The sequence below is a fragment of the Haliea salexigens DSM 19537 genome, from assembly GCF_000423125.1.
GTDB lineage: Bacteria > Pseudomonadota > Gammaproteobacteria > Pseudomonadales > Halieaceae > Haliea > Haliea salexigens.
In genome coordinates this window covers 241,255-257,030 of record NZ_AUHJ01000005.1, presented here as the reverse complement: position 1 = coordinate 257,030, position 15,776 = coordinate 241,255, and the positions used below count along the sequence as shown (strand labels likewise).

The following is a 15,776-nucleotide window of genomic DNA, read 5'->3' as shown; positions in this document are numbered from 1 at the left end:
CCTCGCGTGGTACCGCATGAATTATCAGGACATTATCAAGCAGCTTTCACCGGAGATTTACCAGAGCATGCGCCGTTCGGTGGAGCTGGGACGCTGGCCGGATGGCCGCCCGGTAACGCCGGAGCAGCGTGCCCATGCCATGCAAGCGCTTATCGCCTGGGGTGAGCAGCACTTGCCACCTGAACAACGTATTGGCTATATCGACAAAGGCAGCAAAGCGGGGGATGTCTGCGACGACCCTGAGCCGCTGCGCTGGCGCGACACGCCGGAGGGGAGCTAGGTATGGGACAGGAGCTGGCGCGCGGCGCCCTGCGTAAAATGGCAACGGAGCTGGATCAACCCGTGACCTATACCCTGGTTCTCGGTGAAACGCGGGTGCCCCTGAATGCCTTGCTGGGGCAGTCCATCGCCCTGGAGTTTCTCGGGCAAATCAACTGCATTCACTGTGATCGGGTCACCAGCAAGAGCTTCAACCAAGGCTATTGTTACCCGTGCTTCCGTCGCCTCGCGCAGTGTGACAGCTGCATCATGAGTCCGGAGAAATGCCACTATGAGCAGGGCACCTGCCGCGAGCCGGACTGGGGCCTTGCCAATTGCATGATCGACCACATTGTCTATCTGGCCAACACCTCCGGCCTGAAAGTAGGTATCACGCGGCACAGCCAGGTACCCACGCGCTGGATGGACCAGGGCGCGACGCAGGCTTTGCCGATTTTTCGCGTGGCCAGTCGGTTTCAATCCGGCCTGGTGGAAACCCTGTTCAAGGGGCATGTGGCGGACAAGACCAACTGGCAGGCGATGCTCAAGGGGGCGGCGGACCCCGCCGACCTGGAGTCCGAGCGCCAGCGCCTGATGAGTGCCTGTGAACCCGGCATCGCGGGGTTGCAGGCCGCCCATGGCTTGCAGGCTATCGCTCCGCTGGAGGCGGAGGAAACGCTGATCGAGTACCCCGTGCTGGCTTACCCGGCCAAGGTGTCCTCGTTCAATTTCGACAAGACTGCGCGGGTGGCGGGCACCCTGCAGGGTATCAAGGGTCAGTACCTGATATTCGATACCGGTGTTATCAACCTGCGCAAGTTCGGCGGCTACCAGGTCGCTATCACCGAACACTGAGGCCAACCATGCGAGACGCACAGCCCAGGGCTATTTACCTGCGTGATTACCAGCCCCCTGCTTTTCTGATCGAGCGCACCGAGCTCGCCTTCGACCTGCACGAGGATCACGCGCTGGTAACAGCGTGCCTGCACCTGCGTCGCAATGCGGGCGCTGGCAAGCAGGCGCTTGAGTTACACGGTCAGGAGCTGGAGCTGGTAAGCATCGGAATTGACGATCGGCCACTGGCTGCGGAGGAGTATGAGCTGAGCGATGCCGGCCTGCGGATTGCCGATGTGCCAGACTCGTTCAGGTTACAGTCGCAGTGCCGCATCCTGCCGCAGAATAATACTTCGCTGGAAGGGCTGTACAAGTCACGCACCCTGTTCTGTACCCAATGCGAGGCCGAGGGATTTCGCAAGATCACCTGGTACCTCGATCGCCCGGATGTCATGGCTGAGTTCGAGGTGACCGTGGAGGCAGACGCGGCGCGCTATCCGGTGCTGCTCAGCAACGGCAACCCACTGGCATATGAAACGCTGGAAAACGGACGCCATCGCGCTCGCTGGCATGATCCGTTCCCCAAGCCCGCCTACCTGTTCGCCCTGGTGGCGGGTGACTTGCGCAGCGTCGACGATACCTTCGTGACCGCCAGCGGCCGCGAAGTGGCACTGCATATTCATGTCGAGGAGAAGGACCTCGACAAATGTGGGCACGCCATGCGCTCCCTCAAGCAGGCGATGCGCTGGGACGAAGAGGTGTACGGGCGGGAGTACGACCTCGATGTCTTCAATATTGTGGCCGTTGATGATTTCAACGGGGGTGCGATGGAAAACAAGGGCCTGAATATTTTCAACAGTTCCTGTGTGCTCTGCAGCCCTGAGATCACAACGGATGCCGAGTTCCAGAATGTGCAGGCGATTGTCGCCCACGAATACTTTCACAACTGGTCCGGCAACCGGGTGACCTGCCGCGACTGGTTCCAGCTCAGCCTGAAAGAGGGGTTCACCGTGTTCCGGGATGCCGAGTTTTCCGCGGATATGGGCTCGCCCACGGTGAAGCGCGTGGCAGACGTCAATGTGCTGCGCAATGCGCAGTTTGCCGAGGACGCCGGCCCCCTGGCACACCCGGTGCGCCCGGAATCGTTCATCGAGATTTCCAACTTCTATACCGTGACCATTTACGAAAAGGGTGCGGAAGTGGTGCGTATGATTCATACGCTGCTGGGAGAGGAGCGCTTCCGGGCGGGGTCCGATCTTTACTTTCAGCGCCATGATGGCCAGGCGGTGACCTGCGAGGACTTTGTGCGCGCGATGGAGGAGGCCTCCGGGGTGGATTTGCAGCAGTTCCGTCGCTGGTATTCGCAGGCGGGCACGCCCCTGGTGTCGGCAGAGGGCAGGTACGACGCGGACGCACAGCGTTTTTTCCTTACCCTGAGGCAGTCCTGCCCGGCGACGCCGGGACAGGCGGTGAAGGAACCCCTGGTTATACCGGTGGCATTGGGTTTGCTGGGTAGTAAAGGCAACCTGCCCCTGTGCCTGGACACTGACGACGACGTCTCGACGGCGACGCACCGTGTTCTGGTGTTGAGTGAGCCCGAGCAGACCTTCGTCTTTGAGCACGTCACGGAAGCACCCGTACCTGCATTGCTACGCGGATTTTCGGCTCCCGTGCGGCTGGCCTGCGATTACACGAGCGCGCAACTGCGTGCGTTGATGAGTCGGGAAGACGATGGTTTCCTGCGCTGGGACGCTGCGCAGCAGTACGCCTTGCGAGTTATCAACGAGATACAGGCACAGCAGGCAGCGGGTGAAGAGGGGGTGCTTGACCCAGAGTATCTGGCCGCCTGTGGCGACTTGTTGCGCGACACCGAGCTGGACCCTGCGCTGGTCGCGGAAATGCTGTCGCTCCCCGGCGAGAACTATCTTGCAGATCTCGCGGCTGCGAACGGCGGGGCAGATGTGGATGCCATTCACGCGGCCCGGAAAGCGGTGCGTAGCGGCATCGCCACCACTCACCGCGATGCCTTGCAGGCCTGCTACCTGCGCCTGGAAAACAGCGCACCGTACGCACCGGATGCGGCCCAGATCGGGGCGCGTCGTCTGCGTAATGTGTGCCTCGATTACCTGGCCCTGGCTGGCGCAGACGGACTGCTGTTGGCCGAGGCGCAGTTCGCGGGCGCCAGCAACATGAGCGATCGCCTGGCCGCGTTGCAGGCACTGGCTTTTCACGGCGATGCCACCCGCCGCGACCCGGCGCTGCAAAAGTTCCATGCAGACTGGCAACATGAAACCCTGGTGATGAACAAGTGGTTGCAGCTGCAGGCCACAATTCCCGCGCCCGGCACACTCGAGCAGGTGCAACAGCTGCTGCAGCACCCGGTGTTTGATGTGCGCAATCCCAACAAGGTGCGCGCACTGATCGGAGCCTTTGCCAACGCCAACCCGCTGGTGTTTCACCGTGCTGACGGTGCCGGTTACCGCCTGCTGGCAGACATGGTCATGCAGATCGACTCGCTCAACCCGCAGCTGGCAGCCCGCCTGCTCGTGCCGCTGACCCGCTGGCGTAACTACCGTGGTCGGGGAGAGCAGATGCGTGGCATTTTGCAGGGCATGATCGATACGCCGACGGTTTCCCGGGATGTCTACGAGATGCTGGAGCGCGCGCTCGCCGACTGAACCGTGCGCCGAGCGCACGGCGCACGGCTCAGGACGTGGTGGGGGGGTAAAGGGCGAACGTATCCACAGCGCTGTCGTGTTTGCCGCCCTTGCGCCGACGCAGCTCCGCAACCGCAGAGGCGAGGGCGGCGCCGCGCCACTGGCTGCTCCCTGAACGGTAGAGTGCCGCGTCCAGTTCAGCGATTGCCTGCGACAGACTGTCGTCGCCGAGGTGGCGGGCAAGTTCATCCGCCCGTAAGGGGCGGGGCATGTCGAGGTAGGCCTGTGCCCAGTGCAGCAACGCGGCCCGCGCAGGTGCAGCACTGTCGCTGGCGCAGGCGGCCTGCAGCTGCTTGAAGGCGCGCGCCTCGCTGTTGTTGCGCGGCGGGGCGTTCGGCGGAGTCGCTTGCACGGCGGGGCGCCGTCGCCAGAACAGCGCGATGGTGGCGACCCAAAGCACGGCAAAGAACGCCGTCAGCCACTGCCATAGCCGGCTGTGGCCCTTCGGTGCAGGGTCGAGTGGGAGCAGGGCATCAGTGGCGCCGGGAGATTCCGTCTGCGTGGCGGCCGGGCTCGCCGTCGCCGACGCGCCCGGCGCAACGGTGATATCACGGGCGGGCAGCACCGCGTAGCGCACGGTGTCCTGCGCGACGTCCCACCAGGGAATCCGGATTTCCGGCAAGGTAAAGCGGCCGGCCCGGTTGGCGACCAATGCGGCACTCTCACGGCGTTGGCCAACAAGGCCAGCAGCGCTTTCTGCATCGGTGACAGCGGGTTGATCCGGGTAGTAACGCAGGCCGTCCTGCGCCTCAAAGGTGATTGGCGGGAGCTGGGCTCCCTGCAAGCCGGTCCCGCGCAGGGTGATTGTACGCGTCACCGATTCACCGGCCTGCAAGGTATCCGGTATCTTGGACCAGCTCTCCTCGAGAACAAGGTCGCGGGCGGGAAGCCATGTGTCGTTGGCCGGAAATGCGCTCGGGCGTGGCAATACATTTACTGTCAGTGGCTCGGTGCGGCGCTGGAGCTGGCGGCCGCCTGAACCGAAATCGAATACGCTGCGACGCCCGCTACTCTCCCGGCCGGTAAACACCTGCGGAGGAATGGTCAGGGTGCCGCTTTGTTCTGGGAAAATGGCGTAGCGTACTTCGTGCACCAACCAGGGCCGGCCATCCTGTGTACGCTGGAAGGAGTTCTGTTCCAGAGGCTGCACATAGGCGTTGTCCAGCTGTAACTCACTGACGCTGCGGGAATCCAGGTTGATCGCCTGTTGAATGCGTACCGTCAACAGAATCTGACCCTGCACGTAGACCTCCTGGCTATCCACTTCAGCGGACACCACAACGGTTTGATTGGCATCCGTTGGCGCGGGGGGCGGGCCGACCTCGACAGCGACCGGCTCGCTGGTAGAGGCGCCGATGCGCAGCCCGGGGATCGCCAGCAGGCCTTCTCGCCTGGGGCTCAAGTCCAGCAACACCTGTCGCGTCTGGCTGCGCTGGCCGTTGACGATACTGGTGCTGCTGGTGGCGCTGCGCTGCAGTATTTCGAAATCTGCCAGCAGCCGGCGCAGGTCCAGCGCGTCGAGATCCTCATCTGCGGTGGCAGTGATGACGAGTCGGATGCTGTCGCCCAGGGCCACCTCCTGCCGGTCGACAGCCACCTCCAGCGCTGCCTGGCTGCGTGCCGCCGCGAAAACCACCAATAGCAGTATCCAGAAGCGTCTACCACTCAACATCATTGCCTCTCTCCGGTGCCTGTTGGCGTTTGCGGCTCTCGTAGCGGAACTTTTCGCGCAGCAGACCCGATGGATCATCGGGCACCCGCCGCAGCCATTGCTCCATGGCCTGGTTGCGCTCCGCTTCCTCCATGGACAGCTCGGGCACGGGTACATTCTCCAGTGTACCGGGCGCTGCCGGCTGCTCATTCACCTCGTTGTCCCCCGGCTCGTCCGCTTGTGCCTCTTCTTCCTCTGGATTCGCGCCTGCCTGCGAATCCTCGTTGTAGCCCGGGTCGCGTGGCTTGCCGGCCGGTTCATTGCCTGGATCTTCCGGTGTTTCGCTATCAGGTGTGTTCTCACCGGGTTCCGAAGGGTCCGACGCGTCGCCGCCGCCCTGTTCCGGAGGCTGTGAATCACCCGCGTTCTGCTCCTGGGAGTCCCCCTGCTGTTGCTCCTGCTCCTGTTGTTGCTTGAGCGACTCCAGCAAGGCGAGATTGGCCGCGGCATCGGGCTGGTCGGGCGCCAGTTCCAGGGACTTGCGGTAAGCTTCGATGGCGGCATCGAGCTGACCGCTGCGCGCCAGAGCGTTGCCGCGGTTGTACCAGCTGTCGGCACTTTCGGGTTCGGCAAATAGTGCTGCTGCGCGCTCGAAGTCACCACTCTGGTAGGCCGCAGTACCTTTCCAGGCCGGGTCTTCAAACAGTTCAGCGGCGCGTTCGGCATCGCCCTCGGCCAGAGCACGCTGGCCCTGTTGGTTGGGGTTCAGCCAGAGGTCCTGCCAATCCGCCGCGTGGGTGGGGGCAGGCTGGAATACAAGCAGCAAGGGCGCGAGAGTCAGCAGCCAACCGCGGCGAAAGAGGGCCAGGGCGAAGGGCAGCAGGAGAAGGATCAGCCAGTAACCCTGGTCCTCCCAGGTGTCGGCGCTACGCTCGTCGCTGCTGCGAGTCTCGCGCGAGCTGGGCGCGGCAGCGAGGAGTTCACTGAGGTCGCTGTTATCGACCTGCAACGAGCGGTAGAGGCCATCGGTCGCGCCAGCCAGCCTCTTCAGGCCTGGCGCGTCCAGCCCGGGCATCGCGATAGCGCCGCTGTCATCGCGTACAAAACCGCCACGCGGCAGCGGCATGGGTGCGCCGTTGGCTGTACCCAGGCCGAGTATTGCCAGGTGGGCTGAGGTGTTTTTCAGCAGGGCTCGAACACGCTCACTCTGTGCTGCGGGCACACCATCAGTCAGCAATAGAATGCGCCCGTCACTCACGCCTGCGGAGGCCAACAACTCCAGCGCCAGCTCAATCGCGGCAGACGTATTGCTGCCCGCCACCGGCATCATGTCGGGATTCAGGGCGGGCAGCAGGTTGGCGATCGTCCCGGTATCGTCAGTCAGTGGTGTCACCACGTGCGCGTCCCCGGCATAGGCAACCAGGCCGGTCTGGCCTTCATCGCGCGCCGCCAGCAAGTCCAGCAGCTTCTGCCGCGCCCGGTCCAGGCGCGATGGAGCCTGGTCTGCTGCCTTCATTGAGTAGGACAGGTCAAGCACCAGCACCAGTGCGTCCTGAATCTGCTCTACGGGCTGTGGTATCTTCTTCAGGCTGGGGCCAGCGGCTGCAAGCGCGGCGAGTAGCCACGCGACGAGCGCCAGCCAGACGATGCGACGGCGGCCCGCCCCGCGTGCCGCAGGAGCAAGATGGGACAGCAGGTGCGCATCTATCACCCGCCCCCAGTCGCCCGCGAGAGCTCTCTGCCGCCACAGCAGCCACGCCAGGGGCAGGGCGGGCAGGCCCCAGAGCAGCCAGGCGGGCCGGATGAAATGAATGAATACCTCAGGCTCAATCATCAGTGGGTTCTCGCCGGGTCGGTGCGCTGGCGGTGTAACTGCACGCCGTGTTGTGCCGCGAGCCAGAAGCTGATCAGCAACGCCAGCAGCAGCGGCCAGTGCCCCAGTGCCTGCCTGGGCCGGTAGGTGGCGCCGTCGAGGGACACCGGCTCCAGTTCGTCCAGTAGCTGGTAGATCCCCGCGAGCTCCTGCGGGTCGCGAGCGCGAAAATACCGTCCACCGGTCATTTCGGCGATGGCCTGCAGGCTCTCTTCATCGAGATCGGCGGATGGGTTCACTCGCCGGCTGCCGAAGCTCGATCCGAAAATACCGGGTACCGCAAGCTGGTCTGCGCCGATACCGATGGTATACACGCGTATACCCAGTCCCTGGGCAAGCCGCGCCGCGTCCAGCGGATCGATGCTGCTGGCGGTATCCTGGCCATCGGTGAGCAGGACCAGTACCCGGCTTTCCGCGGGCCGTTCACGCAAGCGTTTGACCGCGAGCCCGATGGCGTCACCGATGGCGGTTTCCTGTCCGGCAAAACCTATTTGCGCCTCGCGCAGGAAACGCTCGACGGTGGCGATATCAAAACTCAGGGGAGACTGCACATAGGCATTACTGCCGAAGAGGATAAGGCCAACCCGGTCGCCGCGGCGTCGTTCGATAAACTCAGCGCCCACAGCCTTCACGGCGTCCACGCGGCGCACCAGGTTGTTGCCCACCTGCATGTCCTCCACGCGCATGCTGCCGGAGATGTCTACCGCGAGCATCAGGTCGCGACCACTGGCGGGTAGTTGCACCGGTTCGCCGATCCAGGTCGGACGCGCCGCGGCCAGCAGCAGGCACAGCCAGAGCAGCCAAAGCAGCAGCGTGGAGAAACGGGCGCCGCCAGCGACGCCATCGGCAGACTGTTCCAGCGTTTGCCAGTCATTGAAAAAGGGTGCCCGCAGCGGTGTGAGTTCGTTGCGCGCAGGCGGCCACCAGCGTCGAACCAGCAGTGGCAGCGGCAACAGCAGGCCCACCCAGGGCCAGAGCCAGGTAATCATACGTGCCCCCGGTGGCGACGCAGCCAGGTGTCGGCACACGCGAGCAGGTCAGGGATGTCGATGGGCCCCGGATCGGGTGCATGCGCCCTGGCGATAGCCTCGGGAAAGCGCTGCTTGCTGTCTGCCACAGCGAATTCCCCGTTGAGGAATTGCAGCCAGCGTGTGCCGCTCAACGCGGCCACTTCACGACGTGGATACACCTGCAGACACACGCCTTTCAACAGCATGTTCACAGCACTCAAGGTGTCGGTCACGGATGCGTCTGTGTGATATGCCGCCTCGATTGCCCGCAGCTGCGCTCTGGCCAGGCGCCGGTAGCGGTTGCGTTGGTACCGCCGCAGCAGGCTCCAGCTGAGCAGGGCGAGCGCCGCGCAGCCGAGGGCGGCAAGTATCCACCAGCCCGGAGCCGGTGGCCAAAAGGCGACCGGGTCCGGACTGCGCAGTGGCTGCAGTGCTGCCAGTGGGTCCTGCGGCGTCACTGGCGTGGTTCCCCAAAATAGCGCTGCAGCAGCAGGAAAGGTGAGTGGTCGGTGCTGGCGTGTAACAGCGGAATACCCAGGCGTTGTAGTTCAGTGTGCAATGCCGCAGCGCGCTGTGCTGCCAGCGCGGCATAACGGTCGCGCAGTGTGCTGTCCCGGGTCACCAGTTCCGCGCGGCGTGTGCCGTCGGTAACGGCGTAACGCCCCGGCGGTGGCAGCGTAGTCTCCAGTGGATCGCTGCAGGCGATGGCAGTGATTTCGGTGTGCTGCGCCAATCGAAACAGGTGCTCGCGCACGGCGGGATCAGCTGCGTCGTGGAAATCACTGATCAGGTACAGGCTGGTACCTGGTCGTGCGATGTGGCGCAGCGCCTCCAACATGGCGGCCAGGCCGCGTGTCTCGGTATTCTCTGTGTGAGCGGGCAGGCGCGCGTTGAATTCGACAATTTGCGAAAGCAGTGCCAACACCGTCTTGCGGTTGCGACGCGGGCGAACTTCCTGATGCCCCGCTTCATTGAAAACCACGCCGCCGATACGGTCACCGTTGCCCAGTGCACTCCAGGCGAGCAGGCTCGCAAGATGGGCGGCGAGGACCGACTTGAAACAGCATTGCGAGCCGAAAAACAATCGCTGTCGCTGGTCCACGACGACCAGCACGGGGCGCTCGCGCTCCTCACGGAACACCCGGGTATGGGCGTTCCCGGTGCGCGCGGTCACCCGCCAGTCGATGGTGCGAATGTCGTCTCCGGGTTGGTAGCTGCGGACTTCCTCGAAATCGATCCCGCGGCCACGGAAATTCGCCTTGTTGGGGCCTGTGAGTGAGGCCAGCGCACGTGTGCGCCGCGAAAGGCTGAGGTGCGCCGCGGGGAAGCGCAGGGCAATCAGCGCATCGAGACTGGCGTATGCGCCGTGGGCGGGGCCTGTCGCGTCAGCCAAGCTCACCTGCACATTCCTAGGCCGTGGGGACGAGGGTCAGCAGCTCGTCGATAACGTGATCCGGGGTGATGCCATTGGCTTCCGCTTCGAAGCTCAGGATGAGGCGGTGGCGCAGGACATCCGCGGCAATCGCCTGCACATCATCCGGGCTGACAAAATCATGCCCGCGCAGCCAGGCATGTGCCCGTGCGCAGCGGTCGAGAGCGATGGTGGCGCGTGGGCTGGCACCGTATTCGATCCAGTTTCCCAGACGCTCGTCATAGGCGGCCGGTTGCCGTGTGGCCATCACCAGTTGCACGATATAGTGCTCCACGACATCGGCCATATGCAGTCCCAGCGCTTCACTGCGTGCGTCGAACACGGTTTTCTGCGCCAGTGGAGCGGGCGAGGCAGCGCCGCCGCTGCGGGCCTCGGCGCGGGTGAGCCGCAGAATTTCCGCCTCCGCCGCAGCATCGGGGTAGCCGACTTTGACGTGCATGAGAAAGCGGTCCAGCTGCGCCTCGGGCAGGGGATAGGTCCCCTCCTGCTCGATCGGATTCTGGGTCGCCATGACCAGAAACAACTCGGGCAGCGGCCAGGTTTCTGCCCCCACACTCACCTGGCGCTCGGCCATGGCTTCCAGCAGCGCCGACTGCACTTTCGCCGGCGCGCGGTTGACTTCGTCTGCCAACACCATGTTGTGGAAAACCGGGCCGCGCTGGAAGTGAAAGCTGCCCTCCTGCGGTCGGTAGATCTCGGTGCCGGTGATATCGCCGGGCAGCAGGTCCGGGGTGAACTGAATGCGGTGGAAACTGCCCTCGATGCCGTCGGCCAGCGCCTTGATGGCGCGGGTTTTGGCCAGCCCCGGCGCGCCTTCCACCAGCAGGTGACCATCGGCCAGGAGAGCGATGATAAGCCGTTCGACCAGGTGGGATTGTCCGATAATCTGGCCACTCAGCCAGCTTTCCAGCGTTCTCAGTTCAGCGCTAGGCACGCAGTCTCCTTATTTGACGACACAGATCGCATTTGCAGCGGGGGCATATTGTAGCCAATACCCCGGGTTTCTTCACGCATCCCACGGATGCAGCCCTTTGAGCCCGGCGCTTGTGTAAAAGTTCCCTCTGCAGCCGTCACGTCCCGGCCGCCATTGCGGTAGACTGCATGCACATAAGACATTGGAAACTGGGCCCTCAAGGGCGCGGGAGCATGGCAGTATGGCGTGGGACGAGTTCAAGAAAAACCTGCTCAAGGATCTCGCGGCATGTATAGATGCCCGCGCGGCGGAGGGCGACCGGGCCTCGCTGCACGAACTCGCGGACGACTTCTTTACCCGCTATCCGGCAGAAGATCTGCGCCATCGCTCCATCGATGACCTCTATGGTTCGCTCTACAGCCTGCTGCACTTCATGAGCGAGTGGGATGCGCCGGAGCCGAAGGTGCGCATTTTCAATCCCAGCCTGGAGGATCATGGCTGGGAGAGCAAAAGCACGGTCATCGCCGTACTGTGCCGCGACCTGCCGTTCTGCACGGCCTCGGTCCGCGGCGAGCTGAACCAGCGCAATATTCGCATTCACGCGCTTGCCAGTTGTAACCTGCTGGTGGCGCGCAGTCCCGCCGGCGAGTTGCAAGCCGTGCTGGGCGCACTGCCCGAGGACGCGCGGCAGGTGTCCAACGAAAGCCTGCTGTTCTTCGAGATCGGCCGTCACTCCCGCCCCGAGCAGCTGGGAGAGCTGCACGATACCCTGCGTGACATTCTGCGCGAGGTGGCGTTGGTCGTGGACGACTTTGCCGCCATGCGTGATTGCTTGCAGCAGGCGCGCGAAGCGGTCAGTGCCAATGCCGGCCCCGACGAGGAGAACCGCGCAGAAGCGCTGGCATTTCTCGACTGGCTGCAGCAGGACCGTGTAACGTTCCTCGGCTACGAATATCTGCAGGTCACCCGCGAGGGGCCGGATTACCGCGTGGCAGAAGATCCGGCCGCGAGGCTTGGTATTCTTCGCCAGCGCGACACACGCGGAGCGCAGGACCTTCATGCCGACCTGCACGCCATGTCCCCCGATGAACTGCGCAGGCGTCAGCTGAGCTTTGCCAAGTCGGGGCTGCGCTCCCGCGTGCATCGTCAGGCGTATCCAGACTACATCGAAATCAAGGTCTACGATGCGGCGGGCGATGTTGCAGGTCAGCATCGGTTCATCGGCTTGTACACAGCGGCTGTCTACACCATGAACCCGGCTCTTATCCCGATCCTGCGCCGTAAGGTCGCACAGGTGGTTGAGGGCTCGGGCCTTGATCCCCGCGAGCACGATGGCCGTGAGCTCGCTCGTGTACTGGAGCTGTTTCCGCGTGACGAGCTGTTCCAGTCCAATGTGAAAGAGCTGCGCAATACAGTGCTTGCGGTCAATCGCATACAGGAGCGTCGTCAAACCCGGCTTTTCGTGCGTCGCGACGTGCACGGGAAGTTCTTCAGCTGTCTCGTCTACATGCCGCGTGACCGCTACAGCACTCAGCAGCGTTGCGTGATGCAGGAGATCCTCTGTCGCGCGTTGGGCGCTGAGGAGTCGGAGTTCACCACCTACTTTTCCGAATCCGTGCTGGTGCGTTGCCACTTCGTGTTGCGGGTCGACCCCGCAGTGAACCGGTCCTGGGACGTCAACGAAATTGAGGAGCAGATCGTGCAGGCAACACTGGCATGGGAAGACCGGCTGCGGCTGCGCCTGATCGAGGAGTTCGGCGAGGAAAACGGCGAGCAGTACGCACGCGAACTGGGCCCCGGCTTCCCTCCAGGCTACCGGGACGATTTCGACCCGCGGGTCGCCGTGCTGGATGTCAAGCACCTGCTCAACTTGCGCGCGGGACAGAAGCTGGGCATGAGCCTGTCGCGCAAGCTGGAGGAGGAGGAAGACCGCTTGCGTCTGCGGCTGTATCACAGGGGTGAATCGCTACCCCTGTCGGATGTGCTGCCGATTCTCGAGAACCTTGGCCTGCGCGTCATGACCGAACGCCCCTATGGCATCCGTGCGGCGGATGACACGCGCTTCTGGATACAGGAATTCAGCCTCAGTTATTCGCTGTCTGACAATATCGATCTGGAGCAGGTGCGCGACGAGTTCGAGGATGCCTTTGCCCGCATCTGGTTTGGTGAGGCAGAAAGTGATTCGTTCAATCGCCTGTTGCTGGGAACCCGTCTGAGCTGGCGGGAAATTGCCTTGCTGCGCGCCTACGCACGCTACCTGCGCCAGGTGCAGTTCCCTTACAGTGTCGAATACATTGCCGAAACCATGGCGGACCACCTGCAGATTACCGCCGGTCTGGTCGAGTTGTTCCTGACGCGCTTTTCCCCTGTGTTCGATGGTGATGACGACTGGCGCAGCCAGCGCGAACAGGTGGTGGAAGAGCGCGTACTGGCGGCTCTGGAGGAGGTGCAGAATCTCGGTCAGGACCGCATCATTCGCCAGTATGTGAAGGTGATCAAGGCGACGTTGCGCACCAACTTCTTCCAGCCGGGAAGCGACGGCAAGTTCAAACCGTATTTCTCGTTCAAATTGAGCCCGCGCGACATACCTGATGTGCCGCGCCCGGTGCCGCTCTACGAAATCTATGTGTACTCACCCCGAGTGGAGGGTGTGCACCTGCGCGGCGGCAAGGTGGCCCGGGGCGGGTTGCGCTGGTCCGACCGCCTGGAGGACTTCCGTACGGAAGTGCTCGGGCTGGTGAAGGCGCAGCAGGTGAAAAATGCCGTTATCGTGCCGGTGGGGGCGAAAGGCGGTTTTGTGGCCAAGTGCCTGACGCCGGGCATGTCGCGCGACGAAGTGCAGGCTGAAGGCATAGCCTGTTATCAGACGTTCATCCGCGGGCTGCTGGACATCACCGACAATCGCGGTGAGGGCGGCATCCTGCGCCCCGCGCTGGTGGTCGCCAAGGACGATGAAGACCCCTACCTGGTGGTCGCGGCCGACAAGGGCACGGCGACGTTCTCTGATATCGCCAATGGACTGGCACGTGAATACGGTTTCTGGCTGGGCGACGCGTTCGCCTCCGGGGGTAGTGCCGGCTATGATCACAAGAAAATGGCCATCACCGCGCGCGGCGCCTGGGTGTCGGTGCAGCGGCATTTCCGTGAGCTGGGCATCGACGTCCAGCAGACCGATTTTACCGTGGTCGGGATCGGTGACATGGCCGGTGATGTTTTCGGCAATGGCATGCTGTTGTCGCCCCACATACGACTGGTCGCGGCCTTCAATCACCAGCACATATTCATAGACCCGGAACCGGTTGCGGCGGTCAGCTTTGCCGAGCGCCAGCGCCTGTTTGCGCTGCCGCGTTCGAGCTGGGCGGACTACGATACAACGCTTATCTCCGCCGGCGGCGGGGTGTTTGAGCGCAGTTCCAAGTCGATTGCCATATCCCCCGCGATGCAGGCGAGGTTTGCGATCGACGCCGATCGGCTGCCCCCCAATGAGCTGATATCACACCTATTGCGGGCAGAGGTGGACCTACTCTGGAATGGTGGCATCGGCACCTACATCAAGGCCAGCAGCGAGTCACACACGGATGTTGGCGACAAATCCAATGATGCCCTGCGCATCAACGCCAATGAACTGCGCTGTCGCGTCATCGGCGAGGGCGGGAACCTCGGCATGAGTCAACTGGCACGTGTTGAGTACGGCCTGGCGGGAGGACGTTCCAACACCGACTTTATCGACAACGCCGGCGGCGTGGACTGCTCCGACCACGAGGTCAATATCAAGATTTTGCTGAACGCGGTGGTAGAACGCGGCGATCTTACCGGCAAGCAGCGCAATGTGCTGCTGGAAGACATGACTGACAGCGTGGCTGCACTGGTGCTGCAGAACAACTACCGACAAACCCAGGCGATCAGCCTGGCAGAAGCAGAGGTCCAGGAGCGCAGCGGTGAGTATCGGCGCTATATCAGCAACCTCGAGGCCGCTGGCAAGCTCAATCGCCAGCTGGAGTTTATCCCCTCGGACCAGGACCTCGCGGACCGGCGGGTGCAGGGGCAGGGTCTCACGCGGCCGGAGTTGGCGGTGTTGGTGTCGTACAGCAAGGCCATTTTGAAAGAGGAATTGATTGCGTCCGACCTGGGGTTGGATCCACACCTGGCCGCGGCGGTAACGACGGCCTTCCCGCCACAACTGCTGGAGCGCTACCCGGAAGAGGTGGCCGAACACGGCCTGCGCCGGGAGATCATGTGTACCCAGGTTGCCAACGATATCGTCAACCGACTGGGTTTCAATTTTGTGCCGCGCCAACGCAAAGCGACCGGCGCACCGGTGGCCGACGTGGCCAGGGCGTACACCGCGGTCATGCATATCTATGCGGTGGATGAGTTGTGGGCGCGTGTGGAGGCATTGGATTACACCGTAGACGCCGCGGTTCAACAGACCATGATGCATTGCCTCATGCGCCTGGTGCGGCGCGCCAGCCGCTGGCTACTGCGCAACCGGCGTCATGAGATGGCGCCGACACGGGCCATCGCCGAGTTTGCCGAGGGCGTCGCGCAGTTGCGCGAAGCGCTGCCGACAATGCTGCGTGGCCGGGCGGCGGAGCAATACCGCGCCATGTCGGAGCATTGGCAGCAGGCGGGAGTTGACGCCTCACTGGCGGAAGCGGTGGCGGGGGCGCTGCAGGGTTACACGGCGCTGGGCATTGTGCAGGCCGCGCGCGAGACGGAAGCGCCTCTAATGCATGTGGCTGAGCTCTATTTCGAAATGGGCGAACGGCTGCAGCTGGACTGGTTCAGCGGGCAGATTCTGGCGAGCAAGGTCGAGAATGAGTGGCAGGCGCTGGCCCGCGACACCTACCTCGAGGACCTCGAGTGGCAACAGCGAACATTGGCGGTAGGTGCCTTGCGCTACCTGACTGCGGACGGTTCACTGGACGGCTGCCTGCAGACCTGGGAGGAGCAGCAGGCGGCGCTGCTGTCCCGCTGGCAGGATATGGTCACCGAACTCCACACAACCGATTCGCCGGACTTTGCGATGTTTGCTGTCGCGGTACGGGAGTTGCTGGATCTGGCTCAGAGCAGCCTGCGCACCTGAGC

Annotated in this window: 10 protein-coding genes; 4 read left to right on the top strand and 6 right to left on the bottom strand. The window is 63.4% G+C overall.

Annotated features, from left to right (window positions below; all coding sequences use genetic code 11):
• Positions 1 to 16: 16 nt before the first annotated feature.
• From G533_RS0108110 to pepN, 3 genes are read left to right on the top strand one after another with little or no spacing between them, the layout of a single operon-like run.
• The gene (locus G533_RS0108110; RefSeq protein WP_027949525.1) at positions 17 to 280 is read left to right on the top strand and encodes a YeaC family protein; all 264 of its coding nucleotides are present in this window, start codon (positions 17 to 19) and stop codon (positions 278 to 280) included.
• A gap of 2 nt (positions 281 to 282) precedes the next feature.
• The gene (locus G533_RS0108105; protein ID WP_027949524.1) at positions 283 to 1,113 is read left to right on the top strand and encodes a DUF2797 domain-containing protein; all 831 of its coding nucleotides are present in this window, start codon (positions 283 to 285) and stop codon (positions 1,111 to 1,113) included.
• An 8-nt stretch (positions 1,114 to 1,121) separates the two neighbouring features.
• Complete coding sequence (gene pepN, locus G533_RS0108100; protein WP_027949523.1) at positions 1,122 to 3,770, top strand: aminopeptidase N; 2,649 nt, start codon at positions 1,122 to 1,124, stop codon at positions 3,768 to 3,770.
• A gap of 28 nt (positions 3,771 to 3,798) precedes the next feature.
• Here the strand turns inward: pepN and G533_RS0108095 are convergent, their stop codons facing one another.
• From G533_RS0108095 to G533_RS0108070, 6 genes are read right to left on the bottom strand one after another with little or no spacing between them, the layout of a single operon-like run.
• Positions 3,799 to 5,484, bottom strand: a complete 1,686-nt coding sequence (locus G533_RS0108095; protein ID WP_027949522.1) for a BatD family protein — start codon at positions 5,482 to 5,484, stop codon at positions 3,799 to 3,801.
• Positions 5,468 to 7,294 (bottom strand): VWA domain-containing protein, encoded by a 1,827-nt coding sequence (locus G533_RS0108090; protein WP_027949521.1) that lies wholly within the window; start codon positions 7,292 to 7,294, stop codon positions 5,468 to 5,470. Before G533_RS0108090 ends, G533_RS0108095 begins: the two co-directional genes overlap by 17 nt.
• Positions 7,294 to 8,322, bottom strand: coding sequence for a vWA domain-containing protein (locus tag G533_RS0108085; RefSeq protein ID WP_027949520.1), 1,029 nt, complete (start codon positions 8,320 to 8,322; stop codon positions 7,294 to 7,296). Before G533_RS0108085 ends, G533_RS0108090 begins: the two co-directional genes overlap by 1 nt.
• On the bottom strand, positions 8,319 to 8,801 hold the full coding sequence (locus G533_RS21125) for a DUF4381 domain-containing protein (protein ID WP_051230104.1): 483 nt from the start codon (positions 8,799 to 8,801) through the stop codon (positions 8,319 to 8,321). The genes G533_RS0108085 and G533_RS21125 overlap by 4 nt, the downstream gene beginning before the upstream one ends.
• Positions 8,798 to 9,742 carry a DUF58 domain-containing protein gene (locus G533_RS0108075; RefSeq protein WP_027949519.1) on the bottom strand — a complete coding sequence of 315 codons (945 nt, stop codon included), beginning with the start codon at positions 9,740 to 9,742 and terminating at the stop codon, positions 8,798 to 8,800. Before G533_RS0108075 ends, G533_RS21125 begins: the two co-directional genes overlap by 4 nt.
• Positions 9,743 to 9,752: 10 nt before the next feature.
• On the bottom strand, positions 9,753 to 10,709 hold the full coding sequence (locus G533_RS0108070) for an AAA family ATPase (protein ID WP_027949518.1): 957 nt from the start codon (positions 10,707 to 10,709) through the stop codon (positions 9,753 to 9,755).
• A gap of 220 nt (positions 10,710 to 10,929) precedes the next feature.
• On the opposite strand from G533_RS0108070, the gene G533_RS0108065 reads away from it, so the two are divergent.
• Positions 10,930 to 15,774 (top strand): NAD-glutamate dehydrogenase, encoded by a 4,845-nt coding sequence (locus G533_RS0108065; RefSeq protein ID WP_027949517.1) that lies wholly within the window; start codon positions 10,930 to 10,932, stop codon positions 15,772 to 15,774.
• The last annotated feature ends 2 nt before the right edge of the window (positions 15,775 to 15,776 follow it).